Below are 26,015 nucleotides of genomic sequence, written 5' to 3'. Positions count from 1 at the left end.
GCGGGGACTCGCGTACGCTGACGTGTCACTCGCTTTTCGTTTGCGCGGGCCGGAGACCACCGCTCCTCTCCGGCCGAGTCGCGGGGGCGTCCCCCACCCCGTGAGCCCGCCGATCGCGAGGGAACATCTGGGAGGTACGTACATGTCCGGGACGACCACGGCTGCCGCTGCGCTGCGCCGTCGGGCGGCCGGGGCCGGTGCCAACCGCTGGGTGGTTCTCGTCGTCCTCTGCGTCAGCCTGCTGCTGGTCGCCGTCGACGCCACCGTGCTGCACGTGGCCGTCCCCGCCGTCACCGAGGACCTGAGGCCCGGCGGGATCGAGCTGCTCTGGATCGTCGACATCTACCCGCTGGTCTGCGCCTCGCTGCTGATCCTGTTCGGCACGCTGGGCGACCGCGTCGGCCGCCGAAGGGTCCTGCTCCTCGGGTACGCGCTGTTCGGCGTGGCCTCCGGTATGGCGGCTCTGGCGGACAACGCCCCGGTACTGATCGTGGCGCGGGCGCTGCTCGGCGTGGGCGGCGCGATGATCATGCCCGCGACCCTGTCGATCCTGCGCCAGGTCTTCCCGGACCGGCGCGAGCGGGCGCTCGCGATCGGCATCTGGAGCGCCGTGGCCGCGGTGGGCGCGGCGGTCGGGCCGCTGCTGGGCGGCTTCCTGCTGGAGCACTTCTGGTGGGGTTCGGTCTTCCTCGTCAACATTCCGTTGATGCTGGTCAGTCTTCCGGTGGGGCGGCTGCTGCTGCCCGAGTCGAAGGGCGACGGCACCGGTCCCTGGGACGTCGTCGGCGCCCTGATGGCGGCGGCCGGGCTGTTCGGCATGGTGCTGGGCGTCAAGCGGCTCGGCGGCGGGGAGCCGGTGGAGAGCCTGCTCACCGTGCTGCCGTTGGTGGTGGGCGCGGCGCTGCTGGTGGCGTTCGTGCGGCGGCAGCGGCGGCGGGCGCATCCGCTGGTGGATCTCAAGATGTTCGCGCGGCCGGCGTTCAGTACGTCCGTCGGCTGCATCGTGCTGGCGATGCTCGCGCTGGTCGGTCTCGAGCTGATCGCGGCGCAGTACCTCCAGCTGGTGCTCGGGCTGTCGCCGCTGGAGACGGGGCTGCGGCTGCTGCCGCTGACGTTCGCCGCGATGGCGGCCGGGCTGGCCGGTGCGCGAATGCTGCGGCGATTCGGGCCGCGGCGGATGGTGAGCGTCGGGTTCTGCCTCACGGCGCTCGCGGTGGTGCTGCTGACGGCGCTGGGTCGGACGGACGACTGGCCGCTGATGCTGGCCGCGTTCGTGCTGCTGGGCTTCGGGCTCGAGACGACGCTGTTCGGGGCGTACGAGTCGATGCTGAGCGAGGCGCCGCAGGAGCAGGCGGGTGGGGCGGCGGCGATCGGGGAGACGTCGTACCAGCTCGGGGCGGGGATCGGGATCGCGCTGCTCGGCAGCGTGATGAACGCGGCGTACGCGCCTGGACTGTCGGGTGTGTCGGGGGTGCCGGAGTCGGCGTCCTCCTCGGCGGGGCATTCGCTGGGGGAGGCCTACGAGGTTGCCGCGCAGCTGGGCGGGTCGGCCGGGGCCGCTCTGCGGCATGCCGCCCGGGACGCGTTCGTGCACGGGCTGCATGTGACGTTGCTGGTGAGTGCGGGGTTGTTGCTGCTCGGGGCGGTGATGGCGTTGCGGTTGCCGCGGACCATGCAGTGCGAGGAGGCGGGTGCGGTGGAGGTGCCCGCGCAGAGGGACGCGGCGGAGTCGCGCGTCTCGGTGTGATCCACCCACCCACGCACCGCCCGTAACTGCCGACCGAGGGGTCCGGGTCGCCCGTGGGGCCGGGGCGCCGTCGGCGGCTTGCGGGCAGCCTGGGCGGGGCATCGAGGACTGGGGCCGGAGGGCCTGCCGCTGCGGTGGCCGGGTGGTGCGGTGGCCGGCGGCCCGTGGCTCCGCAGCTCGGGCCTGTGGCCCCGCAGCCCGGTGGTGAGGCGGCCCGGTGGCCCCGCAGCTCGGTGGTGAGGCGGCCCGCGGCCCCGCAGTCCGGTGCTCCGATGGCCCTGCAGCCCTGCAGCCCTGCAGCCCTGCAGCCCCGCGGCTAGGTGGTGCGGTGGCCCTCGATGGTGAGGTCGCCTGGTGGCGCGGCTGTCCGGTGGTGAGGCGGCCCGCGGCCCCGCAGCTCGGTGGTCCGATGGCCCGCAGCCCGATGGCGCGGCGGCCCGGTGGCCCCGCAGCCCCGTGGCCCGGTGGTGAGGCGGCTCGGCAGCCCGGTGGCTCGGCGGCCCGGTGGTGTGGGGTGGGTGATCTCGGGCTGCGTCCGGTGGGGGAATGCCTGAGCTGGGGGATCGGTGTTGGCGCTTGACGGATCGTGGGAATCGGGCCCGCAGGCGCCGATGGTGCTCCGCCCTCGCCGGCGACCTTGGCCCCTCAGTTGGGAGCTACGGGTGGTGCGTGGGTGGGCAGGCGTCGTAGCGTCATGGTTAGCGGTGCTAGTTAAAGAGCTTCGGAGGGTGTCAGCATGTCCGAGTCGTCCAGGATTCCTCCCTTCGACCCCGCCGATCCCCTCGGCCTCGACGACCTGCTGGATCCGGAGGACCTCGGCATCAGGGACACCGTCAGGGCCTGGGCCGCGGACCGGGTGCTGCCGTATGTGGCCGACTGGTACGAGAAGGGGGAGCTGCCGGAGATCCGGGAGCTGGCCCGGGAGCTCGGAGGGCTCGGCGCGCTCGGGATGTCGCTGAGCGGATACGGGTGCGCCGGCGCCTCCGCCGTGCAGTACGGGCTCGCCTGCCTGGAGCTGGAGGCCGCCGACTCCGGCATCCGTTCCCTTGTCTCCGTGCAGGGCTCCCTCGCCATGTACGCCATCCACCGGTTCGGCAGTGAGGCACAGAAGCAGGAGTGGCTGCCGAAGATGGCCTCCGGCGAGGTCATCGGCTGTTTCGGACTCACCGAGCCCGACCACGGCTCCGACCCCGCCTCCATGCGGACGCACGCCAAGCGCGACGGCTCCGACTGGGTGCTCAACGGGCGCAAGATGTGGATCACCAACGGCTCGGTCGCCGGTGTCGCCGTCGTGTGGGCGCAGACCGAGGACGGGATCCGAGGGTTCGTCGTGCCGGCCGGCAGCAGTGGATTCTCCGCGCCGGAGATCAGGCACAAGTGGTCCCTGCGCGCCTCGGTGACCAGCGAACTCGTCCTGGACGACGTACGACTGCCCGCCGACGCCGTACTGCCGGAGGTCACCGGCCTGCGCGGACCGCTCAGCTGTCTGTCCCACGCCCGGTACGGAATCGTCTGGGGCGCCATGGGCGCGGCCCGCAGTTCATTCGAGGCGGCGGTCGACTACGCGAAGTCGCGGGAGCAGTTCGGGCGGCCCATCGGCGGCTTCCAGCTCACCCAGGCCAAACTCGCCGACATGGCGGTCGAACTGCACAAGGGGATTCTGCTCGCCCACCATCTGGGGCGGCGTATGGACGCCGGCCGCCTGCGTCCCGAACAGGTCAGCTTCGGCAAGCTCAACAACGTACGAGAAGCGATCGAGATCTGCCGCACGGCCCGCACGATTCTCGGCGCCAACGGGATCTCGCTCGAATACCCCGTGATGCGGCATGCGACCAACCTCGAATCGGTGCTCACCTACGAGGGCACCGTCGAGATGCACCAGCTCGTGCTGGGCAAGGCGCTCACCGGACTCGACGCCTTCCGGTAGACGCCGTCCGGTGAACCCTGCGCGGGGGCAGGGCCGGTGAGCGGCCCTGCCTCAGCTCTGGTTGAAGAAGCCGTCCGTGCGGTGCCCGGCCGGGTCGCCGTTCACGATCTCCGTGTTGGCGGGGGTCAGCAGGAACACGCGCGTCGACACCCGCTCGATCGAACCCCGCAGGCCGAAGATCAGCCCGGCCGCGAAGTCGACCACGCGCTTGGCGTCGGCGGCGTCCATGGCCGTGAGGTTCATGATGACCGGCACGCCCTCGCGGAACAGCTCGCCGATGGCGCGGGCGTCCCGGAAGCTGTCCGGGGTGACCGTGCCGATGCGGCGGCCTCTCTCCTCGGCGACGTCCGAGGCCACCTTGACACGCGGATCGGTGACCCAGGCCTCCCCGGACTCGGTCCCGTCGGAGTAGTCGTCGTCGTAGTAACGCTCGTCTTCGTTGTCGTCGACGAGGCCAAGCCAGGCACTTGCCTTGCGTACCGATCCCATGGACGCCTCCTCTCACAGCGGTCTTTCTGCTTTCCGCATCCCTATGGTCGTCCATGATGCGGATGGCGCGCCAAGTGGATAGACGCCGCACGGGGGGTTTGTGACGGTACTGGTGCACAGCGATTCCGTCGAGAGTCCGTGTTTCCCAAGGGCCTTGTCGTAAACGACTGCTGACTGTGAGTGAAATATGATTCTTCACGGCGTTTGGGTGATGGACAGTGCGTACGGGTGAACGGGTTGGCCGATACTATGCGGCGCCCAAACATCGTACGGAGCGCGGGGGGACGTCGTGTTCGGAATGGTCAGGCCCTGTCGGCATCGGCTCGGTGAGACTCTCACCGCTCAGTGGATGGCGCATTTGTGTGGGCTGTGTCTCGCGTTGCGCGGGGACCACGGACAGCTCGCGCGCATCGTGACGAACTATGACGGGCTTCTTGTCTCTGTATTGACGGAGGCTCAGACGAACCTCGCGACCGGCGCGTCGAGTGGTGTGGGACGGCGTACCGCGGGACCGTGTCCGCTGCGCGGGATGCGCACCGCGTCCGTCGCGCACGGTGAGGGAGCGCGGCTCGCGGCGGCCGTGTCGCTGGTGCTCGCCTCCGCCAAGGTGCGCGACCATGTCGCCGACGGCGACGGGCTGCTGGCCCGGGCGCCGGTGGCGCGCGCCGCGCGCCGGGTCGCGAAGGGCTGGGACCGGGCCGGGGCGCGGACCGGATCCGCCGTCGGGTTCGACACGGCCGTCCTCGTCGATGCCGTGGACCGGCAGGGCGGCATCGAGGCGCTCGCGGGGCCCGGGACGCCGATCCTGACGGTGACCGAACCGACCGAGACCGCGACCGCCGCCGCCTTCGCGCACACGGCGGTCCTCGCCGGCCGGCCGTACAACGCCGGGCCGCTCGCCGAGGCCGGACGCCTCTTCGGGCGCCTCGCCCACCTGCTGGACGCCGTGGAGGACCGGCACGCTGACGCCGCGTCAGGCGCCTGGAACCCGATCACCGCGACCGGCACCTCTCTCATGGAGGCCCGGCGGCTCGCCGACGACGCGGTGCACGGCATCCGGCTGGCGCTGCGGGAGGCGGAGTTCACCGACGGGCGGCTGGTGCACCGGCTCCTCGTGCACGAGCTGCGCACCTCCGTCGACCGCGCCTTCGGCACGGCCAGCTGTGCTCACGCCGCCGCTCCCGAGGCGGCCGGCCCCCATGCGCCGCCCGGTACCGGCGCTCCGGGCGGCCCCGGCGCCCCGCTGCCGCCGGAGCCGCCGCGCGGCAACCGGCGCGGGCTGCTGGCCGGATGCGCGGTGTGGCTCGGGCTCGCCTGTACGTGTCAGATGTGCTGCGGCACGTACCAGGACCCGTGGACGGGCGAGCGCAAGGAAGGGCAGTGCGGCAACTGCGACTGCAGCGGATGCGGGGACTGCTGCAGCTGCTGCGACTGCTGCGGCAACTGCTGTGACAACTGCGGCTGCGACGGCTGCGACTGCGGCTGTAACTGCTGAGGCACCGTCAGAAAAGGTTGGCGGCCGAAAGGCCCCCTTGCGCCTACCGGCCGTTCGGCCGAATACTCCCCCCACAGCGCTTGTCAGGGGCACGGCGTGTTCGGGAACCGGACGCGCGGTCCCAGGCTGCGCCTCACGGGCCCGAGACCCCACGAGGGCCCCCTACTTCCCCTGTGGAGGAACGAAAAGTGAGGATCAAGCGCACCACCCCCCGCAGCGGCATCTCGAGACGGACCCGGCTGATCGCCGTTTCCACCGGCCTCGTCGCCGCCGCAGCGATCGCGATCCCCAGCGCGAACGCCTCCGACACCCCCACCACCTTCAGCGCCGCCGAGCTCAAGAGCGCGAGCGGCTCGATACTGAAGGCCGACATCCCGGGCACCGCCTGGGCCGTCGACAGCAAGACCGACCGTGTTCTCGTGACGGTCGACAGCACGGTCACCCAGGCCGAGATCGCGAAGATCAAGCAGCAGGCCGGCGCCAACGCCGACGCGCTCACGATCAAGCGCACCCCCGGCAAGTTCAACAAGCTCATCCAGGGCGGCGACGCCATCTATGCGAGTAGCTGGCGCTGCTCCCTCGGCTTCAACGTCCAGAACAGCAGCGGCCAGCAGTTCTTCCTGACCGCCGGTCACTGCACCGACGGCGCGGGCACCTGGTACTCCAACTCCGGCCGCACCACGGTCATCGGCTCCACCGCCGGCTCCAGCTTCCCGGGCAACGACTACGGCCTGGTGCGCTACAGCGGGTCCGTCGCCAGGCCCGGCACCGCGAACGGCGTGGACATCACGCGCGCGGCCACCCCGAGCGTGGGCACCACCGTCATCCGCGACGGCTCCACGACCGGTACGCACAGCGGCCGGGTCACCGCCCTGAACGCCACCGTCAACTACGGCGGCGGCGACATCGTCTCCGGCCTGATCCAGACCACCGTCTGCGCCGAGCCCGGTGACTCCGGCGGCTCGCTCTACGGCAGCAACGGCACCGCGTACGGTCTGACCTCCGGCGGCAGCGGCAACTGCTCCTCCGGTGGCACGACGTTCTTCCAGCCCGTCACGGAGGCCCTGAGCGCCTACGGGGTCAGCGTGTACTAGGCCCTACCGGGCAGCAGTAGGCAGCGTTCTGTGCCCCCGCACGCACTGCGTGCGGGGGCCTTCCTTTGTGGGGTGGGGCAGTTTGTGGCTGCTTGTCGTGGTTTAGGGAGAGTGCAGGGAAAGGTGTGCCAATATCCGCCCCTCGGATGCCGATTGAGGCCGGTCGGTTGGGCGATTTTCAGCCATGGCCAGACCTCGCAGAGTGTGCACACATTACTCACGCGTAATGTTTGCAGTGTGAACGCGCGTGAAGCGTGCGCGAGTTGGGTCCGGTTTGACCGTGCGCGGTCAAAATGTGGGGGCGTGTGGTCGGCAATCTACGCGCGTCCTGAACTCGACCTTGTGTGCTCCCCGTTGTCCTCGGAATAGTGGGCGCTCGTCAACAAGGCCTTCCGGCTCGCGAGGTCCCCACAACCTCCCGGGCCGACCCCCCACAGGAGGACGTGAGTTGAAGCACCGACGCATACCCAAGCGGCGTGCAGCCCTGGCAGGTGCGGGTGTCGCCGCACTGGTCGCCGCCGGAGTGACCTTCCAGTCTGCGAACGCCAGCGAGCCTGCGAAGGCCTCCGCGCCCGAGACCCTGTCGGTCTCCGCGGCCGGAAAGCTCGCCTCGACGCTGGCCAAGGACCTGGGCGCCGACTCGGCGGGTACGTACTACGACACGAAGAGCAAGAACCTCGTGGTGAACGTGCTCGACGAGGCCGCGGCCAAGGCCGTCGAGAAGGCCGGCGCCAAGGCGAGAGTCGTGGCGAACTCCCTCGCCGAGCTGAAGAGCGCCCGCGGCACGCTGAAGGCGGACGCGACGATCCCGGGCACCGCCTGGGTGACCGACCCGACGACGAACAAGGTCGTCGTGACCGCCGACCGTACGGTCTCCAAGGCCGAGTGGGCGACGCTGACGAAGGTCGTCGACGGGCTCGGGGCGAAGGCCGAACTGAAGAGGTCGAAGGGGGAGTACAAGCCCTTCATCGCCGGTGGCGACGCGATCACCGGTGGCAGCGGCCGCTGCTCGCTCGGCTTCAACGTGGTCAAGGGCGGCGAGCCGTTCTTCCTGACCGCCGGGCACTGCACCGAGGGCATCTCCACCTGGTCGGACTCCAGCGGCAAGGAGATCGGCACCAACGCGGACTCCAGCTTCCCGGACAACGACTACGGGCTGGTCAAGTACACCGCTGAGGTGGCTCACCCGAGCGAGGTGAACCTCTACAACGGCTCGACCCAGAAGATCTCGGGTGCCGCCGAGGCGACCGTCGGCATGCAGGTCACGCGGAGCGGGTCGACGACCCAGGTGCACGACGGGAAGGTCACGGGGCTGGACGCCACCGTGAACTACGGCAACGGCGACATCGTGAACGGTCTGATCCAGACCGACGTCTGCGCCGAGCCCGGTGACAGTGGCGGCTCGCTCTTCTCGGGCAGCAGCGCGGTCGGGCTCACGTCCGGTGGCAGCGGTGACTGCACCTCCGGTGGCGAGACGTTCTTCCAGCCGGTGACCGAGGCGCTGTCGGCGACCGGTACCGAGATCGGCTGACTCGTCGCTCTGTGAAGTCCCGCCCCTTGTGTGAGGGGCGGGGCTTTTGCGTGTGTTGCGCGCTGTTTGTCGTGTGCCGGTTGTGGGGGGTCGGGGACGTGTCGGGGGGTGTCCGTCCTCGGAACGGCGCGATGGGGTCTCACGCCGACTGACTGGCGTTGACGCGCCAACCAGCTGCGGGCGGACACCCCCCGACACGTCCCCTTCCGTGCGTGCGCCGGTGCGGGCGCTGTGGGCGGACACCCACACGTCCCCTTCCGCGTCCTACGGTGTGTGCGCCGGGGGTGTGGTGTCCGCTCGCTTGCGCAGTGCGGCGGCCACCAGGGTGATGGCCGCTCCCGCCACTGCCCAGGCCGTCAGTACCAGGAGTGATGTGGTCATGGCGTTGTTCTCGAAGTAGGCGATCGAGCGGGTGGCCCAGGTGCCTGCTCCTGGGGGGAGCGCGGGGCCGATCGCCTTCCAGAAGGGCGGGAGCAGGGGTGGGGGGAGGGCGCCGCCGGCGCTCGGGTTGCCGAGGATCACCACCAGGAGGATCACCAGGCCGATACCGATCGTGCCGAAGACGCCCTGGAGGGCGAGGGTGGCCGCTCCTACGGCGAAGATGATCAGGGCGCCCAGGCCCCAGAGGGCTGCTGTGCTGCCGGGGAGGGCGTCCAGGATCGGGCCGGTGATGAGGGCTCCGCCCAGGCCGCCGATGATCCCGACCAGGGCCATGACCGCGAGGCGGATCGCGGCGCGTTCGGGGTTGGACGGTTTCGCCCCCGCGCTGATGGCCAGGGCCGCGGCGCCCAGGTAGCCGCCCACGCACCAGCCGACCACCAGGTAGAAGGACGAGAGCCCGTTGGGGTCGTGGGTGGCGGACGGGATGACGTCGACTGTGCGGAGGGTGCGCTTCTCCGACCTCTCCAGGGTGGTGACGAGGGTCGTCAGGGTGTTGGCGAGGACCCTGCCGCCGCCGGAGGCCACGAGAAGGGTGTCGGTGCCCGCCGGGTCGATGATCAGGGCGCCGTCGATGTCCCGGTTCGTGATCTGGTTCCGGGCTGTGGCCGCGTCGGGCAGTGCGCGGGGGTCCAGTGGGGAGCCGGGCAGTCGTTCCAGTCGGGTCACCGCTTGTGCGGAGGCGGCCTGTGGGGCGACCACCGCGAAGGGCACGTCCTTGGGTTTCGGGTCGTGCAGTGCCCCCACGTAGGAGGCGATGAACAGCAGCTGGAGGGCGATCACGCCGAGGATGAGCAGGGTGGCCCGGGGGGTGACGGCGTCTTTCACCTCACTGAGGAACGAGCTGTGCGGCATGCCTCCACGGTCGGGGGCGTTCGGGTGTTTCCGCAGGTGGGGCGGGGCCGAACGGATGTCGTACACACATTCGAAAATTGGTCTATGGTGGGGGTGAGGTAGCTGGGAACAGATGTTCGAGAGCTGGTACGGCTCACGAGTGCGGGAGGTGCGTGTGCCAGGGTTCACGCATCTGCACACCGTCTCCGGATTCTCGCTGCGATATGGAGCCTCGCATCCGGAGCGGCTGGCCGAGCGTGCCTCCGAGCGGGGCATGGATGCCCTGGCTCTCACCGATCGCGACACGCTCGCCGGTGCCGTCCGGTTCGCGAAGGCCTGTGCGAAGGCGGGGGTCCGTCCGGTGTTCGGGGCGGATCTGGCGGTGGCGGGCGCCCAGGCCCTGGAGGGCGGTGACCGGCGGGGGCGGCGTCGGACTCCGGTGCGGGGTGGGGCCTTCGTCGACGAGTCGGCTCCCCGCGTGATCTTTCTCGCCCGGGACGGTGCCCGGGGGTGGGCCGAGCTGTGCCGGCTCGTCTCGGCGGCGCATGCGGGGGAGGGGCCTACGCCTCTGCTGCCCTGGGAGCACCTTCACGCCGAGGGGCTGACCGTGCTGCTCGGGCCCGAGTCGGATGTCGGGCGTGCCCTGGCCGCGGGACGTCCCGATCGTGCGGCGCGGCTGCTCGTGCCCTGGCGGGAGATCTACGGCGACGACCTGCGGCTGGAGGCCGTCTGGCATGGCCGAAAAGGTACGGGTCCAGGGTCCCTGCGGCTGGCCGCCCGTACCGTCGGGTTCGCCGCCGAGCAGCGGATCCGGCCCGTGCTCAGCAACGCCGTACGGTACGCCGACTCGGGGCTGGGGCCGGTCGCCGACGTCCTGGACGCCGCCCGGCGTCTGGTGCCCATCGACCCGACCAAGGAGCTGGACTCCGGCGAGGCCTGGCTCAAAGGGGCGGGCGCCATGTTCGGGGCGGCGGAGCGGATCGTGGAGGCCGCGGGGTTCCGGCGGGACACCGCTCACCGGCTGGTGGAGCAGACCGAGGCCGCGGCCGCCGAGTGTCTGGTCGACCCCGAGGACGATCTCGGGATCGGTACCGTCCACTTCCCCGAACCGCACTTGGTCGGCGCCGGCAGTCGCACCGCCCAGCGGACGCTGGCCTCGCGGGCGGTGGCGGGGATGGTGCTGCGCGGGTACGACCGGCGGCTGGAGTACTGGGAGCGGATGCACCATGAGCTGGACATCATCGCCCACCATGGCTTCGCCTCCTATTTCTTGACCGTCGCCCAAGTGGTCGACGATGTGCGGGGGATGGGGATCCGGGTCGCCGCCCGGGGGTCCGGGGCGGGGTCGCTCGTCAACCATCTGCTCGGGATCGCGCACGCCGATCCGATCGAGCACCGGCTGCTGATGGAGCGGTTCCTGTCGAAGGAGCGGGTCGTGCTGCCCGACATCGACATCGACGTGGAGTCGGCGCGCCGGCTGGAGGTCTACCGCGCGATCATCGGCCGGTTCGGCACCGAGCGGGTCGCGACGGTCGCGATGCCGGAGACGTATCGCGTGCGGCACGCGATCCGGGATGTGGGGGCCGCCCTGTCCATGGACCCGGCCGAGATCGACCGGGTCGCCAAGTCCTTTCCCCATATACGGGCGCGGGACGCCCGCGCCGCGTTGGAGGAGCTGCCCGAGCTGCGCGCGCTGGCGGGGGAGAAGGAGAAGTACGGGAGGCTGTGGGAGCTGGTCGAGGGGCTGGACGCCCTGCCGCGCGGGGTGGCCATGCATCCGTGCGGGGTGCTGCTGTCGGATGCCTCGCTGCTCGCGCGTACGCCGGTCATGCCGACCAGCGGCGAGGGTTTTCCGATGTCGCAGTTCGACAAGGACGATGTCGAGGACCTCGGGCTGCTGAAGCTGGACGTGCTGGGTGTGCGGATGCAGTCGGCGATGGCGCACGCCGTGGCGGAGGTGGAGCGGGTGTCGGATGTCCGGGTCGATCTGGACGCCCTGCCGCAGGGGGATCCGGAGACGTACCGGCTGGTGCGGTCCGCCGAGACGCTCGGATGCTTCCAGATCGAGTCGCCGGGCCAGCGGGACCTGGTCGGACGGCTCCAGCCGGCCACCTTCCACGATCTCGTCGTCGACATCTCGCTGTTCCGGCCCGGGCCGGTCGCCGCCGACATGGTGCGGCCGTTCATCGAGGCACGGCACGGGCGGGCGCCGATCCGTTATCCGCATCCGGATCTGGAGGGACCGCTGAAGGAGACGTACGGGGTCGTCGTCTTCCACGAGCAGATCATCGACATCGTCGACATCATGACCAGGTGCGGGCGTGGTGAAGCGGACCGGGTGCGGCGGGGGTTGTCGGATCCGGAGTCGCAGGGGCGGATCAAGGTGTGGTTCGCGCAGCACGCGGCGGCCCGGGGCTATGACGCGGAAACGATTCAGCGGACCTGGGAGATCGTCGAGGCCTTCGGGTCGTACGGCTTCTGCAAGGCGCACGCGGTCGCCTTCGCCGTGCCGACTTATCAGTCGGCGTGGCTGAAAGCGCATCATCCTGCCGCTTTCTATGCCGGGCTGCTGACGCATGATCCCGGGATGTATCCCAAGCGGCTGCTGCTGGCGGACGCGCGGCGGCGGGGCGTGCCGGTGCTGCCGTTGGATGTGAACGCGTCGGGGGTCGCACACCGTATCGAACTGGTGTCCGGTAGCTGGGGACTGCGGCTGGCTCTCTCCGATGTGCACGGCATCAGCGAGGCCGAGGCGGCACGGATCACCGAGGGGCAGCCGTACGCCTCGCTGGTCGACTTCTGGGAGCGCGGCCGGCCCAGCCGCCCGCTGGCCCAGCGGCTCGCGCAGGTGGGGGCGCTGGACGCGTTCGGCGCCAACCGCCGTGATCTGCAACTGCATCTGACCGAGCTGCACCGGGGCGCGCGGGGTGCGGGCGGCGGGCAGCTCCCGTTGGCCGGAGGGCGGAAGACCGCCCCGGCCGGGCTGCCCGACCTCACCTCGGCGGAGCGGCTCAGCGCCGAACTGGGCGTGCTGTCCATGGACGCCTCGCGCCACCTGATGGACGACCACCGGCAGTTCCTCGACGAGCTGGGCGTGGTCTCGGCGCGGCGGCTGCGCGAGGCCCGGCACGGGGAGACGGTGCTGGTCGCGGGCGCCAAGGCGGCCACCCAGACGCCGCCGATCCGGTCCGGCAAGCGGGTCATCTTCTCCACCCTGGACGACGGCACGGGCCTGGTCGACCTCGCCTTCTTCGACGACTCCCACGACGCCTGCGCCCACACCGTCTTCCACTCCTGGCTGCTGCTGGTGCGCGGAGTGGTGCAGCGGCGCGGCCCGCGCAGCCTCAGCGTGGTGGGCGCCGCCGCCTGGAACCTCGCGGAACTGCTGGAGGTGCGCCGGGAGGAGGGCCTGGAGGGCGTCGCGGCCCGGCTGGCCGGCGCCGGCGTTGTTGGCGACGACGGTGAGGGAGCGCCCGAACCGGCCGGCTCCGCCGCCCAGGAGCCGACGGACCAGCGGAAGATCCGCATGCCCACGGGGTACGAGATGCACCCCTGGGCCGATCTGCGTCCCGCGGGCGAAGGGCCCGCGGTGGGACGGAAGTTGTGGCACCAGAGTCCGGGGAGTGCGGGATGACCATCCTCTGCGTACGTTTCCAGCTGCCTCCGACACGCGAGGCCGACCTGCCCCGACTGCTCGGGATGCTCGAGGAGTTCACGCCCGTCGTCCAGGCCCTGCCACCGGACGGGGCGCTGGCCGACCTGCGGGGCGCCGAGCGGTACTTCGGGCGGGACGCCGTCGAACTGGCCTCGGTGATCCGGGTGCGGTCGCTCGCCCTGTACGGCGTCGACTGCGTGATCGGCGCCGGGCCCGGGCCGATGCTGGCCCGGGTCGCGCTGGGCGACGCCGTGCCCGGGGTGACGTCCGCGGTGCCCGAGGGGCGGGACGCCATCGCGGAGTTCCTCGCGGAGAAGCCCGTCGCCGCGCTGCCCGGTGTCGGCTCCGTCACCGCCCGTAGCCTGGGCGACTACGGCCTCGACACCCTCGGCCTGGTCGCCGCCGCGCCGCTGTCCACGCTCCAGCGGCTGGTCGGCGCCAAGGCCGGCCGCGAGCTGCACGAGAAGGCGAACGGCGTCGACCGCGGCCGGGTCGTCCCGAACGCCGTCTCCCGCTCGCTCGCGACGGAACGCCCCTTCGAGCGCGACGAACTGGACCCGGACCGGCACCGCCGGGCGCTGCTGTCCGCCGCCGAGGAGATCGGCGCCCGGCTGCGCGCCCTGGACAAGGTCTGCCGCACGCTCACGCTCACCGTGCGCTACGCCGACCGGTCGGCCACCACCCGCAGCCGCACGCTGACCGAACCGACCGCGCACTCACCGGCGCTGACCAGGACCGCATACGGCATGTACGAGGCGCTCGGTCTGCAGCGCGCCCGGGTGCGCGCGATCGTCCTGCGCGCCGAGGGGCTCGACCCCGCCGACCAGGCCTCCTATCAGCTGACCTTCGATCCCGTGGACGAGCGGGTCCGCCGTATCGAGGAGGTCGCGGACCGCGCGCGGGCGAAGTTCGGGCCGCGGGCGGTGATGCCCGGGGGGCTAGGGGGACTGGCGGCGTAGATCCTTCCGCGTGACTCAGTTGGTCCACGGCGGCGCGATGCGGGTGCCGTCGGCCAGGCGTGCCTCCAGGCCGATGGAGGTGGTGACCCAGGAGTACGCGGTCCGGCCGGTCGGGTTCTCGACGGTCAGGGTGGCGCCGGGGTTGATGATCACCGTGTCGCCCGCCGTGATCCGGTCGGTGCGGCCGTCGAGGGTGATCAGCAGCTCGCCGTCGAGCAGATGGAAGATCTCCTCCCGGCTGACCGTGTGCGCGGGAGCCTTGAGACCGGCGGGAATCTCACCGCGCCAGGCGCACAACTCCTTGCTCCCGCTCAGCGGTGTGGCGTGCGAGACGAAACGGGCGCCGTGGATCTCGTGCGTGACGGCTTCCGAGGAGCGGATGACGGGCATGGCGGCCTCCGGGTGGCTAGTTGGTCAAGTAGCTTGACTATATGGTCAAGCTGCTTGACCGTCACGTCAAGGGTGTTTCAATGCATGCGTGCAGAACTCCGAGGCCATGGCCCTGTCCGCCGCCCTGCTCGCCGCCGTCGGCGGGCTCACGCACCGCATCCACGAGGGCGTGGTCGCGCGCGGCTTCGAGGGGCTGCGGCCCGCGCACGGCTTCGCCTTCGCCCGGCTCGCTCCGGACGGCGCGACGGCCACCGACCTCGCCGTCCATCTCGGGGTGACCAAGCAGGCCGCCAGCCAGCTCGTCGACGAGATGGTGCGCAAGGGATACGCCGAGCGGCGGGCGCACCCCGAGGACGCGCGGGCGCGGCTGGTCGTGCTCACCGCGCGGGGGTGGGCCTGCACGCGGGCGGCCGAGGAGGCGGCCGCGGAGGCGGTGCGGGAGTGGGGCGCCGTGCTGGGGGAGGGGGAAGTGCGGGTGCTGCGGGAGCAGTTGCTGCGCATCGCGCCGCAGGGTCCTGTGCGGCCGTCCTGGTGAGGGGGCGGCAGGCGGGGCGGCGGTCGACGCCGGTTACCGCCGGAAGTTTTTACTGACGCGTAACTTCCCAGGTTGGCTACTCGCTCGTAACTTGACGAGTGAACAGCATCCTCGTGATCCGGATCACAGGGCGTCGTGCCGTCGCACCTCCCTTGACCCGCAAGGAGATCACTCGATGCTGCCCTGGAAACGAGTGCTCAGACCCCTGGCCGCGCTGCTGCTGACCGCCGCGGCCGTCACCGTCCCCGCCACCACCGCCCAGGCCGCCGCCCCGAGCGCCGGCTGGAACGACTACTCCTGCAAGCCGTCCGCCGCCCATCCCCGCCCCGTCGTCCTGGTCCACGGCACCCTCGGGAACTCCGTCGACAACTGGTTGGGCCTCGCCCCGTATCTGAAGGTCCGCGGCTACTGCGTCTTCTCCCTCGACTACGGCCAACTCGAGGGCGTTCCCTTCTTCCACGGCCTCGGACCCGTCGAGAAGTCCGCCGGACAGCTGAAGGACTTCGTCGACAAGGTGCTCGCCGCGACCGGCGCCGCCGAGACCGACGTCGTCGGACACTCGCAGGGCGGCATGATGCCCCGCTACTACCTGCGGTTCCTCGGCGGAGCGGCCAAGGTGAACGCCCTGGTCGGCATCGCACCCTCCAACCACGGCACCACCCTGAGCGGCTTCACCAGCCTGCTGCCCTACTTCCCGGGCGCCGCGGACCTGCTGGCGAAGAACACTCCGGCCCTCGCCGACCAGGTCGCCGGCTCCGACTTCCTCAAGCGGCTGAACGCGGGCGGCGACACCGTGCCCGGCGTGCGCTACACCGTCATCGCCACCAAGTACGACGAGGTGGTCACGCCGTGGCGCAGCCAGTACCTGAGCGGGCCGGACGTGCGCAACGTCCTGCTCCAGGACCTGTGCCCCGTCGACCTGTCCGAGCATGTGGCCATCGGGCTGTTCGACCGGATCGCCTTCCACGAGGTGGCCAACGCGCTGGATCCGGGGCGGGCTCGGCCCACCACCTGTGCCTCGGCGTTCGACTGACACGTGTGGCACTGACCTGTGTATCGCTGACACGTGTCTGCTGACACGTGTAGGGGAGACGTTTCGGGGCCTGTCCGGCCTGAGCCGCCGGACAGGCCCCGAGTCAGGGGGCGGACGCTGGTCAGCGGCCGTGGCGGCCGCCGCTCACCGCCCGGCGCCGGGCGGTGAGGAACAGGGCCGACGAGCCGAGCGCCAGCGCGGCCGCGCCGCCGATCGCGAGGTACGTCGTGCTGGTGTCACCGCCGGTCTCGGCGAGGTCCTCGGTGGCACCGGCCGCCTTGGGCCGGTTCGGGGCTTCGGCCGCGGCGTTGTCCGGGGTGTCCTTCGGGGCCGCGGCAGGCTCCGCCGACGACTTGGCGAGGGGGGTTCCGCTCGAGCCTGTTCGGGAGTGGGGGAGGTCGCCGTGCCCGTGGTTCTCGATCGTCGACTTGTCGGTGCCGTCCTCGATCTGCTCCTTGGTGGGAGCCGAGGCGGTCGGGGCCGGGGCCGCGCCGCCCTTCGCGGTGTCACCGCCGCCGAAGGAGACGTCCGAGCAGGAGTAGAACGCCTCCGGGCTGTCCGACCGCTGCCAGATCGCGTACAGCACATGTCTGCCCGAACGCTCGGGCAGACTGCCGGAGAAGGTGTAGAAACCGCCCGTGGCGGCCGGGTCGCTGGAGGTCGCCACCGGGTTCTTCAGATCCAGGTCGCTCCAGGCCAGTGGCTTGGCCGGGTCGTAGCCGGACTTGGTGAGGTACACCTTGAAGGTGCCCTTGTGGGGTGCCGTCACGCGGTACTTGAAGGTGTGCGAGCCGCTGCGCACACCGGTCGCGGGCCAGTCGGCGCGGGGCAGGTCGAGCCCCTTGAACTGCGCGTTGTTCGCGCTGCACAGCTTGCCGTCCGGGATGAGCCGCTGGTGCCGTCCGCCCGCGTCGCCGATGCGGATGCCGTTCCAGTCGTAGAGGGCCTGCGTGCCGCCCGCCGCCACCGCCGCCCTGCACGCGGCCGACTTCGGGCTCTCGGGGCCCTCGGCGTAGCACTGCGAGACCCGGCTGACCGGGTCGCCCATGGAGCCGTGCGCGGCCGCCGGCGTGGCGGTCAGCGCGGTCAGGGCGAGCGAAAGGCCGCCGAGGGCGGCGACGTTGGCTGCGACGCGGCGTGCGGGCATGCGGGAACTCCTCGAGAACGGTTCAGGGGACAGGGCCGGGCCCGAGTGGGCCGGGATCCCGTGGGGTGATCCGAAGCTAGCCCCGGAGAACCGTGAAATCGCCTGCTGAGGACGGGTGGAGGAGATCCTTATGGCCGCGTTAAGGGAGTGCTCAGACTGGCATCAGGTAGGTACCGTCGCGGCATGGCAGACGAGGAGATCCGGCCGGCCGGAGCCGCCGACGTACCGGTCGTCGAGAGCGTGATCGACGCGGCCTTCCGCCCCTACATCGAGCGCATCGGCCGGGTGCCGCAGCCCATGGAGGAGGACCACACGGCGAACGTGGCCGCGGGGAAGGTGTTCGTGACGGGCGAGCCCGTGATCGGCCTCGTCGTGGTCGAGGCCTTCGAGGACCATCTCTTCCTCGACATCATCGCCGTCCACCCCACCGCGCACGGCAGGGGAGTGGGGCGACGGCTGCTTCGGTTCGTCGACGCACGCGCGCGTGCGCTGGGCCTGCCCGAGATCAGGCTCTACACGAACGCGATGATGTGGGAGAACCAGAAGATCTACCCGAAGTACGGCTACGAGTTCGTGGAACGCCGTGTGGACGGGCCCTACGACCGGGTCCACTACCGCAAGCGGCTGCTCTGAACGGGTCTCATGATCGGCACCGGCCGGTCAGCTGTCCGGCCACCACGTGCGTGCGATGTCCTTGCGGACCTCCGGGCGCCCGCCGGGGCACTCGTCGGCCTCCTCGCGGACCCTGCTGTGGACGTCCGACTTCTTCAGGGGCTTCTGCACGGTCACACGGCGCATGGCTGCCTCCTTAGGGGCTACCGGGTTCCGCGTTCTCACGGAGGTAGACCTTTCGGGGGAGAGTTCCTCATCGCTCTCGGTCTGTCTGTGGCGGCTGTCACCATTCGACTGTCAGTGGCGGGTGTCACTCTTGGGCACATGACGAACGACGGTGAACCCGTGACCTCGGCGAACACTCCCTGCCCGGGCGTGGACTGGGACGCGCGGGCCGCTTCCTTCGACGCGGAGCCGGACCACGGGCTGCGCGACCCCGGGGTGCGCCGCGCCTGGGCCGGGCGGCTGCGCGGCTGGCTGCCCGGGCGCGCGGGTGACGTCCTCGATCTCGGCTGCGGCACCGGCAGCCTGTCGCTCCTCGCGTCCGAGCAGGGACACCGGGTGACGGGTGTGGATCTTTCCCCGGCGATGGTGACGCTCGCCCGGGAGAAACTGGCCGGGCGTGACGCGGTGTTCCTCGTCGGTGATGCCACGGCCCCGCCCGTCGGGGAGCAGCGCTTCGACGTGGTTCTCGTCCGGCATGTCCTGTGGGCCCTGCCCGACCCCGGCCGCGCCCTGCGGCACTGGGCCGGGCTGCTGCGGCCTGGAGGGCGGCTCGTGCTGGTCGAGGGCGTGTGGGGGACGGCCGATCCGGTCGGTATACCGGCGGAGCGGCTCACTGCCCTCCTCGCCCCGATCACCGGACAGGTGCGTGTGGAGCGGCTGTCGGACGATCCGCTGCTGTGGGGCGGGGAGGTGGCGGACGAGCGGTACGCGGTGGTCGCGGTGACGGGCTGAAGCGGGGGACAGTGGGGGCTCAGGCCAGGAGCGCGGCGAAGTCGCCGCCGCGGGCCAGGGTCTCCAGTTCGTCGAGTGCGGCCAGGGCGGCGGCCGCCGCCTCCGGGTCCGTCCCGGCGAGGCCGCTGTCGGCGAACTCGTCCTCGTCCAGCCGTCGTATGTCCGCACCGTCGGCGGAGCGCCACAGGTCCAGGTCGAGATCCTCGACGACCAGCTCCTGGCCGGACCGAACGGCGGGGCGGGTGATGTCGCAGTACCAGCCCTTCAGCGTGCCCGTGGCGGTGCGGACCTCCTTCACCGCGTACCAGCGGTCACGCCAGTAGTACTCCGTGAAGACGTCCCCGGGCTCGAAGCGGACGAATCCGAAGTCGCGTACGCCGCTGCCCGCCCACGGGGCGCGGACCGCGACGCGGGTGCCGTCGTCCACCAGCAGCTCGCCGGTGTAACGGATCTTCGTACGGCCCGCCTTGACGAGCACGACGTCCACCTGCTCGGGCCCGTCAGCCGAGTTCACGGACATGACGCACCTCCTTCGCGCAGATCTCGTAGCCGAACCACTTGTTGATGGCGATCATCGGGTCGTTGCCGGTGTCGTTGCCGGTGAAGGCCTCCGTGCACCCGGCGGCGCGGGCCCGGTGCAGGGAGTCGTTCTTGGCGAGCTTGGCCAGGCCCCGGCCGCGGAAGGCGCGGGCGGTGCCGGTCATGGCGGTGGCGTAGCGGGTGCCGCCGTCGGTGTACGCCACGCTGAACGCCGCGGGGCTGCCGTCGACCATCGCGACCGTGGTCAGCTCGCGATCGAGGAGCGGGTGCTTCCAGTGCTCCTCGATCCAGGCCTCGTAGTCCGTGAACTCGGTCTCGATGTCGCTCGGTTCGTCGGACGACGCCGCCGCGTCCAGTTCGAACACCGGGCGCGGGTCGTCCGCGAAGTCGGCGGCCGTGCGCAGCTCGACGCCCGCCGGCGGGTCCTGGCGGGGCGGCAGCGTGCCGGTCAGGTCCAGGCGCAGGAAGTAGGCGGAGCGGCTGGCGCGGAAGCCGTTCCGCTCGGCGAAGGCGAGGTTCTCCGGCTCGTCCAGCACCCAGGCGAACAGCTTTCTGACGCCCAGTGCGGCCAGGCGTTCCTCGGCGGTGCGCAGCAGGAGCGAACCGGCGCCGCGATGCCTGCGGTCGGGGCGCACATAGATGTTGGCGGAGCCCTGGCCGGGTTCCGGGCTGTCGTGGGCGACGCTGATCTGGGCCGTGCCGATGATCTCGCCGTCCTCCTCGGCGATGAGCTGTCCGAAGTGGGCGTCCGGATGGACGTGCGTCAGGGTGTGCACCACCGACTCGGGGGTGGACAACATGTAGGGAAGGGCGAGGCGGCGGGTGTCGGAAAATCCCTCGGCATCGGCTCGGACGTCGGGACGCAGGTCGCGCACGATCACAGTCATGGAGGCGGACGTTACGTGGAGGCACACCCCGGCTGCCTCTTATTTTCCGCCGGGTACGGGACAATCGGCCTGTGACGTTGAAGATCGACATCGATGACAGTGCTCCGCCGTACGAGCAGGTGCGGGCGCGGATCTCCGAGCAGGCCCGGTCGGGGGCGCTGCCGGTGGGGTACCGGCTGCCGACCGTGCGGGGGCTGGCCGAGTCGCTGGGGCTCGCCGCGAACACGGTCGCCAAGGCGTACCGGGCGCTGGAGGCGGACGGCGTGATCGAGACGCGGGGGCGCAACGGCACGTTCGTGGCCGCCGCGGGCTCGGCGGCCGACCGGGAACTGGCGACCGCGGCGCAGGCCTACGTGGAGCGGGCCCGGCGGCTCGGGCTCACGGAGGCCGACGCGCTGGCGGCGGTACGGGATGCCCTGCGGGCGGCTTACGGGGAGTAGGGCGCCGGGCTGCTGGTCGGGTCGGGCTGTCGGCCGGGCAGGGATCGGCACCGCCGGATCGCGCTTGTGCGGGAGCGTACGGCTGTCGTCCGGGTGCGGGCCGGTGGGGGTTGTTCGCGCAGTTCCCCGCGCCCCTGGGGCGACGCCCACAAGGGGCGCGGGGAACTGCGCGACCGGCCACAACGGCGCCGCAGCCGACGTACGGCCTTCCGCCGCACACCGTCGTGGCGGAGAAGAAGGTCCGGTTCAGCCGGTCCGCGCCAGACGCTCGGGCGTCCGTGTGATCTCCAGGCCCGCCGACCTCCCCACCCGCGCGAACGTCCTCGCGTCCTCCACCGCCGCGCCGCCCGGGTCGTTGTTGAAGTACGCGTAGACGTCCTCGCCGCCCGGCCAGGTCGTGGCGATGCGGTCGAGCCAGGTGGCCAGGGAGCGCCGGCCGTAGCGGGGCCAGGGGCGGGCGCGGCCCTGGTGGAAGCGGACATAGCCCCAGTCGGTGGTGCGCCACAGCGGTGTCGCGGGACGGGCCAGGACGTCGGCCCAGCACAGGGCGGCGCCCCGGGACCGCAGGACCGCGCGGACCTCCGGCGTCCACCAGGAGTCATGGCGAGGCTCCACCGCGACCCGGGTCGAGGCGGGGAAACAGGCGAGGCAGGCGTCCAGAAGGCCCGGGTCGGCGCGCAGGTTGGGCGGCAGCTGGAGGAGGACCGGACCGAGGCGGCTCCCCAGACCCGCCGCGTGGCTCATCAGACGGTGCACCGGCTCCTCGGGGTCCTTGAGCCGCTTGATGTGGGTCAGATAGCGGCTCGCCTTGACCGCGACGACGAAGTCCCCGGGCACTCGCCCCCGCCAGTCCTCGAAGGTCTCCCGCGCCGGCAGCCGGTAGAAGGCGTTGTTGATCTCGACCGTCGCGAAGTGCCCGGCGTACTCCTCCAGCCAGAGCCGCATCGGCAGCCCGGACGGGTACAGGACGTCCCGCCAGTCCTTGTACTGCCACCCGGACGTGCCGACGAACAGGGTCATAACCCCATCAAAACACCGGCAGCCGTCGAGGCCCTAGAGATAGAGCCCCGCGTCGGCGTCCCCGCGCGGCTCCGGCAGGGCCGTCGGGGACGTGCCCCGGCGCAGTGCGTACAGCTCGGCCAGGGTCGCGCCCTCGCGGCCGACGCCGTCCTCGTGGCCCAGCCAGCCCACCGCCTCCGGGCGGGTCAGCGGACCCACCTCGATCCGGGCGAGGCAGCGGCCGGGGCGGACGACGGCGGGGTGCAGGCGCTCCAGGTCCTCGTTGGTCGTGACACCGACCAGGACATTGCGGCCCTGGCCGAGCAGTCCGTCCGTCAGGTTCAGCAGCCTCGACAGCGCCTGGCCCGCCGTGTGCTTGGCCTCGCCGCGGATCAGCTCGTCGCAGTCCTCCAGCAGGAGCAGCCGCCAGCGGCCCTTGCCCGTGGAGTCCTCCTCGCCGATCGCGATGTCCATGAGATAGCCGACGTCGGAGAAGAGCCGCTCGGGGTCCAGGACGCAGTCCACCTGGCACCAGTCCCGCCAGGAACGGGCCAGGGTGCGCAGCGCGGACGTCTTTCCGGTGCCCGGCGGGCCGTGCAGCAGGAGCAGCCGGCCCGCGATGTCCTCCGGGGTCGTCTTCATCAGCCGGTCCATGGCGTCCGCGACCGGCGCGGTGTAGTTGGACCGCACCTCGTCCCAGGTGCCCGCCGCGATCTGGCGGGTCGTGCGGTGCGGGCCGCGGCGCGGGGAGACGTACCAGAAGCCCATCGTGACGTTCTCCGGCTGCGGTTCGGGTTCGTCCGCCGCGCCGTCCGTGGCCTGGTCGAGGACCTTCTGCGCCAGCTCCGCGCTGGTCGCCGTGACCGTGACGTCGGCGCCCCGGTTCCAGCGGGAGACCAGCAGGGTCCAGCCGTCGCCCTCCGCCAGCGTTGCGCTGCGGTCGTCGTCCCGGGCGACGCGCAGCACACGGGCGCCGGCCGGCATCAGCGTCGCCCCGGACCGGACGCGGTCGATGTTCGCCGCGTGGGAGTACGGCTGCTCGCCCGTCGCGAAGCGGCCGAGGAACAGCGCGTCGACGACATCGGACGGGGAGTCGGAGTCGTCGACGTTGAGCCGGATCGGCAGCGCCTCGTGCGGGTTTCCAGACATGCCGCCATGATCCGGCACAGGGACGCCGCGTGCACCCGGTTTCCCGGTGCACGCGGCAGGTTCCCCCTGCGCAGGTCAGGCCCTGAAGCCCGCGCGGGTCAGAGCCCGGAGCGAGACACCAGCCGGCGTGCCTGCCGGGTCCTGCGGACCAGGGCGTATCCCTTGGTCAGGGCACGGTCCCTGGCGAACGTACGGGCGATGGCGCGGCCCTCGATCACCCGCTCGAACTCGTCGACGCCCGTGCCGCGGCGCACCGTCACGCGCCGCAGGGCGTACGGCCCCTGCGCGCGGCGCGCGAGGCCGTTGCCCACGGCGAGTGCCTGGGCGTATCCCGTCTCACGCACCGCCTGCCGGACCCGGCGGCTGGAGTAGCCGTAGGGGTAGGCGAACGAGGCGGGAACGGTGCCCAGTTGGTCCGCGACGATCTCCTTGCAGTGGATCAGCTCGAACCGCAGCGTGGCATCGGAGACCTGGTCGAGCTGGGGATGGCTGTGGCTGTGCCCGCCGATCTCGACGCCCGCCGCGGCGAGCTCGCGGACCTGGTCCCAGTCCAGCATGGTGTCCAGGCCGCCGCCGGTGTCGTACGGCCCCTGGAGCCACCCGGTCGAGACGAACAGCGTGGCCGGGAAGCCGTGCTTGGCGAGCACGGGCAGCGCGTGCCGGTGCACGCCCTCGTAGCCGTCGTCGAACGTGATGAGGACCGGCCGTTCGGGCAGCGGGCGGCCGGAGCGCCAGCCCGCCGCCAGACCGGCCGTGGTGAGGGGCGTCAGACCCCGGTCCGCGAGCACCGCCATCTGCTCGGCGAACGCCTCCGGGGTCACGGACAGGGCGCGGGTCGCGTCGTTCGGATCGGTCGCGACCGCGTGGTACATGAGGATCGGTACGCGTACGTCACTCACGGGCCCGCACCTCCGCCGGCACGGACGGCCGTGTCGCCTCCACCGCGGGCACCGAGAACGTGGCCCCGCCCCGGCGGGCCCGCACACTCCCCACCACGTACCCGCCCGCCGCCGTGAGCACCCCGGCGACGATCGCGCCCGCCCGCCCCACGCCGCCCGGCCGGGCCAGCAGGGCGTCCCGCAGGCCCCGCGCCACCCCGGCCGGCAGTACCCGGGTCGTATACCGGCGCTCCGACTCGAGTCCCTTCTCGGCGCCGACGCTTCGGGCGACCAGGGCCTTGGACAGGCCCTCGGCGTAGGTGCGCGTACGGAAGTAGCGGAAGTGCTCGCGGACCTCCGGCACCCGGTGGTGGATCACCGCCCGGTCGTCGATCAGCAGCACCGCGTCGGGCCGGGCGCGGCTGAGCCGGATGCACAGTTCCGTCTCCTCGCAGCCCAGCGGGCGTTTGTCGCCGTCCCTGCCGATGCCGGTGGCGAAGCCGCCCGCCGCGTCGAAGGCACTGCGGCGGAACGAGGCGTTGCCGCCGAGCACATTGCGCACCCGGACCCGGCCGCGCGGCAGACCCCGGTAGGTGCAGCCCACCACCCAGTCGAACTCCTCCGGGAACCAGTCCGGCCGCCGCCCCGACGCCCAGACCGGCACCGTGCGCCCGCCGACCGCCATCACCCGCGGGTCGGTGTACGCCTCGGCGAAGTGCCGCAGCCAGTCGCGCTCGGCCACGGCGTCGTCGTCGAGGAAAGCGACGATCTCGCCGCGTGCCGCCGCGATCCCGGTGTTGCGGCCCGCGGACAGGCCGCGGGGGCCCGCGTTGGCGAGCACCCGCACCAGAGCCCCCTCGGAGGGCTCCTTGTACTCCTTGGCCAGCCGCTCCCGGAGCGTGTCGTTGTGGTCGACGACCAGCAGGGTCTCCAGGGCCGGCCGTGACTGCGCCCGCACCGAGGAGACCGCCGCGAGGATGTCCTCCCAGCGGTCCTCGGTGTACGCGCAGATCACGACGGAGACGCCGGGACCGCTCAAGACACCTCTCCCCGCATCGCGTCCAGCATCGGCGACTGGGGCGAACGGCGGCGCAGCGCACGGCGGTTGGAGCGCTCCTGGAGGATCACCTTCAGCACGCGCAGCCCGTCCCGCACGGCCCGCAGATTGCTGGTGCCGTGGATGCGCAGGTACTCGTGGCTCGGGATCTCCTGCACCTTGAGCCCGGCCTTGACGACCCGGATGTTCATCAGGGTCTCGACCTCGAAGCCGGTGCAGTCGAGGTCGATCTTGTCGAGGCAGTGCCGCCAGAACGCGTTGTACCCGTAGCACAGGTCGGTGTAGCGGGCGCCGAACTTGCGGTTGACGGCCGTGCACAGCGCCCAGTTGCCGAGCTTGCGGATGAAGGTCATGTCGTCGGTGCCGCCGCCGTTGGCGAAGCGGGAGCCCTTGGCGAAGTCCGCCCCGGAGACCAGGGCGGAGACATACGACAGGATCTCGCCCCCGTCGGCCGAGCCGTCCGCGTCGACCATCACGATGATGTCGCCGGTGCAGGCCTGGAACCCGGTGATCAGGGCGTCGCCCTTGCCCTTGCCGCGCTGCTCGACGACCTTGACCTCGGGCCACAGCTCGCGGGCCACCTGGACGGTGTTGTCGGTGGAGTTGCCGTCGACCAGGACCACTTCGTGTATCCAGTCGGGCAGGGACTTGAAGACGTACGGAAGGTTCTCCGCCTCGTTCATGGCCGGGATGACCACGCTCACCGGCGGCGCGATGGCCAGGTGAGAGGAGACGGGCCGGTACTTACCGGCGGTCGGCGGATACTGCTCCGCGGCGGCCGGCTGCAGAACTGAGCTCATGAGTCTGGTCCCTCTCGTCCGGTGGACCGCCCCCCCAGGGCAGTCCGGATCCAGTCCGGTTCGAAAGGGGGGTTCTCACCCGTGGCACGCCGAGATGGAGCTTCGGGCACGCCGGGTGAGCTGGCAAAGCTGGCCGGCCGCGAAAACGGCAGCCGACCGCGCGGCACGGCCCGGCCACCATGTGCGGTCACCGAGCACGGCACCCCCCTACCGCGCCCCGCGCCGGTACGTCGCGGTCCTTGAGCCCTCCCCTAGAGCCGCGTACTGACGGACCGATGCGGGTGAGATGTATGACGGTATTGACGATTGAACCCGTATGGCAAGACCTGGAACGGCCCCTCACGTTTTTGTTGGTTTGGTCGTTACGTGATGTGTTTTATGAGTCGCAAGTTGAACGGTTCCGGTCACGGAAACAGCCGTTC

24 protein-coding genes are annotated in these 26,015 nt (G+C 71.5%); 12 read left to right on the top strand and 12 right to left on the bottom strand.

Annotation, left to right across the window (positions count from 1 at the left end):
• Window positions 1–142 precede the first annotated feature (142 nt).
• Window positions 143–1,747 (top strand): MFS transporter, encoded by a 1,605-nt coding sequence (locus tag OHU35_RS09140; RefSeq protein WP_189731166.1) that lies wholly within the window; start codon window positions 143–145, stop codon window positions 1,745–1,747.
• A 736-nt stretch (window positions 1,748–2,483) separates the two neighbouring features.
• Entirely contained in the window at window positions 2,484–3,674 is a 1,191-nt protein-coding gene (locus OHU35_RS09135) for an acyl-CoA dehydrogenase family protein (RefSeq protein WP_405505136.1), read from the top strand.
• A gap of 51 nt (window positions 3,675–3,725) precedes the next feature.
• On the opposite strand, the gene OHU35_RS09130 is transcribed toward OHU35_RS09135, so the two are convergent.
• Window positions 3,726–4,163 (bottom strand): cell division protein SepF, encoded by a 438-nt coding sequence (locus OHU35_RS09130; protein ID WP_184597617.1) that lies wholly within the window; start codon window positions 4,161–4,163, stop codon window positions 3,726–3,728.
• A 289-nt stretch (window positions 4,164–4,452) separates the two neighbouring features.
• On the opposite strand from OHU35_RS09130, the gene OHU35_RS09125 reads away from it, so the two are divergent.
• From OHU35_RS09125 to OHU35_RS09115, 3 genes are all read left to right on the top strand, one after another.
• Entirely contained in the window at window positions 4,453–5,658 is a 1,206-nt protein-coding gene (locus OHU35_RS09125) for a DUF5685 family protein (protein WP_405505135.1), read from the top strand.
• 188 nt (window positions 5,659–5,846) lie between these two features.
• Complete coding sequence (locus tag OHU35_RS09120) at window positions 5,847–6,752, top strand: S1 family peptidase (RefSeq protein WP_359897214.1); 906 nt, start codon at window positions 5,847–5,849, stop codon at window positions 6,750–6,752.
• A gap of 448 nt (window positions 6,753–7,200) precedes the next feature.
• Window positions 7,201–8,283 carry a S1 family peptidase gene (locus OHU35_RS09115; RefSeq protein WP_189731173.1) on the top strand — a complete coding sequence of 361 codons (1,083 nt, stop codon included), beginning with the start codon at window positions 7,201–7,203 and terminating at the stop codon, window positions 8,281–8,283.
• A gap of 264 nt (window positions 8,284–8,547) precedes the next feature.
• Here the strand turns inward: OHU35_RS09115 and OHU35_RS09110 are convergent, their stop codons facing one another.
• Window positions 8,548–9,576 (bottom strand): DUF3533 domain-containing protein, encoded by a 1,029-nt coding sequence (locus OHU35_RS09110; RefSeq protein ID WP_359897280.1) that lies wholly within the window; start codon window positions 9,574–9,576, stop codon window positions 8,548–8,550.
• A 154-nt stretch (window positions 9,577–9,730) separates the two neighbouring features.
• Here OHU35_RS09110 and OHU35_RS09105 point away from each other — a divergent pair, with 154 nt between their 5' ends.
• Together OHU35_RS09105 and OHU35_RS09100 are read left to right on the top strand one after the other, a co-directional pair.
• Window positions 9,731–13,189 carry a DNA polymerase III subunit alpha gene (locus OHU35_RS09105; protein ID WP_405505134.1) on the top strand — a complete coding sequence of 1,153 codons (3,459 nt, stop codon included), beginning with the start codon at window positions 9,731–9,733 and terminating at the stop codon, window positions 13,187–13,189.
• Entirely contained in the window at window positions 13,186–14,169 is a 984-nt protein-coding gene (locus OHU35_RS09100) for a DNA polymerase thumb domain-containing protein (RefSeq protein ID WP_405505133.1), read from the top strand. Before OHU35_RS09105 ends, OHU35_RS09100 begins: the two co-directional genes overlap by 4 nt.
• Before the next feature lie 15 nt (window positions 14,170–14,184).
• Here the strand turns inward: OHU35_RS09100 and OHU35_RS09095 are convergent, their stop codons facing one another.
• A complete protein-coding gene (locus OHU35_RS09095; RefSeq protein ID WP_405505132.1) occupies window positions 14,185–14,559 on the bottom strand; it encodes a cupin domain-containing protein in 375 nt (124 codons plus the stop codon).
• Window positions 14,560–14,647: 88 nt separating this feature from the next.
• Between OHU35_RS09095 and OHU35_RS09090 the strand changes: the two genes are divergently transcribed.
• Together OHU35_RS09090 and OHU35_RS09085 are read left to right on the top strand one after the other, a co-directional pair.
• Window positions 14,648–15,094 (top strand): MarR family winged helix-turn-helix transcriptional regulator, encoded by a 447-nt coding sequence (locus OHU35_RS09090; protein ID WP_405505131.1) that lies wholly within the window; start codon window positions 14,648–14,650, stop codon window positions 15,092–15,094.
• A 175-nt stretch (window positions 15,095–15,269) separates the two neighbouring features.
• Window positions 15,270–16,127: a triacylglycerol lipase gene (locus OHU35_RS09085; RefSeq protein ID WP_189726671.1), complete on the top strand. Its 858-nt coding sequence runs from the start codon at window positions 15,270–15,272 to the stop codon at window positions 16,125–16,127.
• A gap of 121 nt (window positions 16,128–16,248) precedes the next feature.
• Here the strand turns inward: OHU35_RS09085 and OHU35_RS09080 are convergent, their stop codons facing one another.
• Window positions 16,249–17,274, bottom strand: coding sequence for a lytic polysaccharide monooxygenase (locus tag OHU35_RS09080; RefSeq protein WP_405505130.1), 1,026 nt, complete (start codon window positions 17,272–17,274; stop codon window positions 16,249–16,251).
• Window positions 17,275–17,457: 183 nt separating this feature from the next.
• Between OHU35_RS09080 and OHU35_RS09075 the strand changes: the two genes are divergently transcribed.
• The gene (locus OHU35_RS09075) at window positions 17,458–17,907 is read left to right on the top strand and encodes a GNAT family N-acetyltransferase (protein WP_359897291.1); all 450 of its coding nucleotides are present in this window, start codon (window positions 17,458–17,460) and stop codon (window positions 17,905–17,907) included.
• 27 nt (window positions 17,908–17,934) lie between these two features.
• Here the strand turns inward: OHU35_RS09075 and OHU35_RS09070 are convergent, their stop codons facing one another.
• Complete coding sequence (locus OHU35_RS09070; protein ID WP_189726668.1) at window positions 17,935–18,072, bottom strand: hypothetical protein; 138 nt, start codon at window positions 18,070–18,072, stop codon at window positions 17,935–17,937.
• A gap of 138 nt (window positions 18,073–18,210) precedes the next feature.
• Between OHU35_RS09070 and OHU35_RS09065 the strand changes: the two genes are divergently transcribed.
• Entirely contained in the window at window positions 18,211–18,843 is a 633-nt protein-coding gene (locus tag OHU35_RS09065) for a class I SAM-dependent methyltransferase (RefSeq protein ID WP_189726667.1), read from the top strand.
• A gap of 19 nt (window positions 18,844–18,862) precedes the next feature.
• On the opposite strand, the gene OHU35_RS09060 is transcribed toward OHU35_RS09065, so the two are convergent.
• Together OHU35_RS09060 and OHU35_RS09055 are read right to left on the bottom strand one after the other, a co-directional pair.
• Window positions 18,863–19,363 carry a DUF402 domain-containing protein gene (locus OHU35_RS09060; protein ID WP_359897295.1) on the bottom strand — a complete coding sequence of 167 codons (501 nt, stop codon included), beginning with the start codon at window positions 19,361–19,363 and terminating at the stop codon, window positions 18,863–18,865.
• Complete coding sequence (locus OHU35_RS09055; protein WP_359897297.1) at window positions 19,344–20,270, bottom strand: GNAT family N-acetyltransferase; 927 nt, start codon at window positions 20,268–20,270, stop codon at window positions 19,344–19,346. Before OHU35_RS09055 ends, OHU35_RS09060 begins: the two co-directional genes overlap by 20 nt.
• 71 nt (window positions 20,271–20,341) lie before the next feature.
• Between OHU35_RS09055 and OHU35_RS09050 the strand changes: the two genes are divergently transcribed.
• Window positions 20,342–20,710, top strand: a complete 369-nt coding sequence (locus tag OHU35_RS09050; protein WP_184597596.1) for a GntR family transcriptional regulator — start codon at window positions 20,342–20,344, stop codon at window positions 20,708–20,710.
• Between the two features lie 246 nt (window positions 20,711–20,956).
• Here OHU35_RS09050 and OHU35_RS09045 read toward each other — a convergent pair whose 3' ends face one another.
• The 5 genes from OHU35_RS09045 to OHU35_RS09025 form a co-directional block, all read right to left on the bottom strand.
• A complete protein-coding gene (locus OHU35_RS09045) occupies window positions 20,957–21,730 on the bottom strand; it encodes a DUF72 domain-containing protein (RefSeq protein WP_189726664.1) in 774 nt (257 codons plus the stop codon).
• Between the two features lie 33 nt (window positions 21,731–21,763).
• Complete coding sequence (locus tag OHU35_RS09040; RefSeq protein WP_189726663.1) at window positions 21,764–22,858, bottom strand: DUF5925 domain-containing protein; 1,095 nt, start codon at window positions 22,856–22,858, stop codon at window positions 21,764–21,766.
• Window positions 22,859–22,956: 98 nt separating this feature from the next.
• Complete coding sequence (locus OHU35_RS09035; protein WP_405505129.1) at window positions 22,957–23,757, bottom strand: polysaccharide deacetylase family protein; 801 nt, start codon at window positions 23,755–23,757, stop codon at window positions 22,957–22,959.
• The gene (locus tag OHU35_RS09030) at window positions 23,750–24,775 is read right to left on the bottom strand and encodes a glycosyltransferase family 2 protein (RefSeq protein ID WP_189726661.1); all 1,026 of its coding nucleotides are present in this window, start codon (window positions 24,773–24,775) and stop codon (window positions 23,750–23,752) included. Before OHU35_RS09030 ends, OHU35_RS09035 begins: the two co-directional genes overlap by 8 nt.
• Window positions 24,772–25,593: a glycosyltransferase family 2 protein gene (locus tag OHU35_RS09025; RefSeq protein ID WP_189726660.1), complete on the bottom strand. Its 822-nt coding sequence runs from the start codon at window positions 25,591–25,593 to the stop codon at window positions 24,772–24,774. Before OHU35_RS09025 ends, OHU35_RS09030 begins: the two co-directional genes overlap by 4 nt.
• Window positions 25,594–26,015 lie beyond the last annotated feature (422 nt).

The sequence above is a fragment of the Streptomyces purpurascens genome, from assembly GCF_045040895.1.
Taxonomy (GTDB): Bacteria; Actinomycetota; Actinomycetes; order Streptomycetales; family Streptomycetaceae; genus Streptomyces; species Streptomyces purpurascens.
Note: the sequence above shows the minus strand (reverse complement) of the source record. Positions and strands in the feature narration are given on the sequence as shown.

Bases quoted from the DNA above. Each gene is read 5' to 3' on its own strand.
- OHU35_RS09095 (WP_405505132.1), bottom strand. From the start codon at position 14,559: ATGCCCGTCATCCGCTCCTCGGAAGCCGTCACGCACGAGATCCACGGC.
- OHU35_RS09045 (WP_189726664.1), bottom strand. From the start codon at position 21,730: ATGACCCTGTTCGTCGGCACGTCCGGGTGGCAGTACAAGGACTGGCGG.
- OHU35_RS09080 (WP_405505130.1), bottom strand. From the start codon at position 17,274: ATGCCCGCACGCCGCGTCGCAGCCAACGTCGCCGCCCTCGGCGGCCTT.
- OHU35_RS09055 (WP_359897297.1), bottom strand. From the start codon at position 20,270: ATGACTGTGATCGTGCGCGACCTGCGTCCCGACGTCCGAGCCGATGCC.
- OHU35_RS09140 (WP_189731166.1), top strand. From the start codon at position 143: ATGTCCGGGACGACCACGGCTGCCGCTGCGCTGCGCCGTCGGGCGGCC.
- OHU35_RS09135 (WP_405505136.1), top strand. From the start codon at position 2,484: ATGTCCGAGTCGTCCAGGATTCCTCCCTTCGACCCCGCCGATCCCCTC.
- OHU35_RS09075 (WP_359897291.1), top strand. From the start codon at position 17,458: ATGGCAGACGAGGAGATCCGGCCGGCCGGAGCCGCCGACGTACCGGTC.
- OHU35_RS09040 (WP_189726663.1), bottom strand. From the start codon at position 22,858: ATGTCTGGAAACCCGCACGAGGCGCTGCCGATCCGGCTCAACGTCGAC.
- OHU35_RS09060 (WP_359897295.1), bottom strand. From the start codon at position 19,363: ATGTCCGTGAACTCGGCTGACGGGCCCGAGCAGGTGGACGTCGTGCTC.
- OHU35_RS09110 (WP_359897280.1), bottom strand. From the start codon at position 9,576: ATGCCGCACAGCTCGTTCCTCAGTGAGGTGAAAGACGCCGTCACCCCC.
- OHU35_RS09065 (WP_189726667.1), top strand. From the start codon at position 18,211: ATGACGAACGACGGTGAACCCGTGACCTCGGCGAACACTCCCTGCCCG.
- OHU35_RS09130 (WP_184597617.1), bottom strand. From the start codon at position 4,163: ATGGGATCGGTACGCAAGGCAAGTGCCTGGCTTGGCCTCGTCGACGAC.
- OHU35_RS09070 (WP_189726668.1), bottom strand. From the start codon at position 18,072: ATGCGCCGTGTGACCGTGCAGAAGCCCCTGAAGAAGTCGGACGTCCAC.
- OHU35_RS09025 (WP_189726660.1), bottom strand. From the start codon at position 25,593: ATGAGCTCAGTTCTGCAGCCGGCCGCCGCGGAGCAGTATCCGCCGACC.
- OHU35_RS09100 (WP_405505133.1), top strand. From the start codon at position 13,186: ATGACCATCCTCTGCGTACGTTTCCAGCTGCCTCCGACACGCGAGGCC.
- OHU35_RS09085 (WP_189726671.1), top strand. From the start codon at position 15,270: ATGCTGCCCTGGAAACGAGTGCTCAGACCCCTGGCCGCGCTGCTGCTG.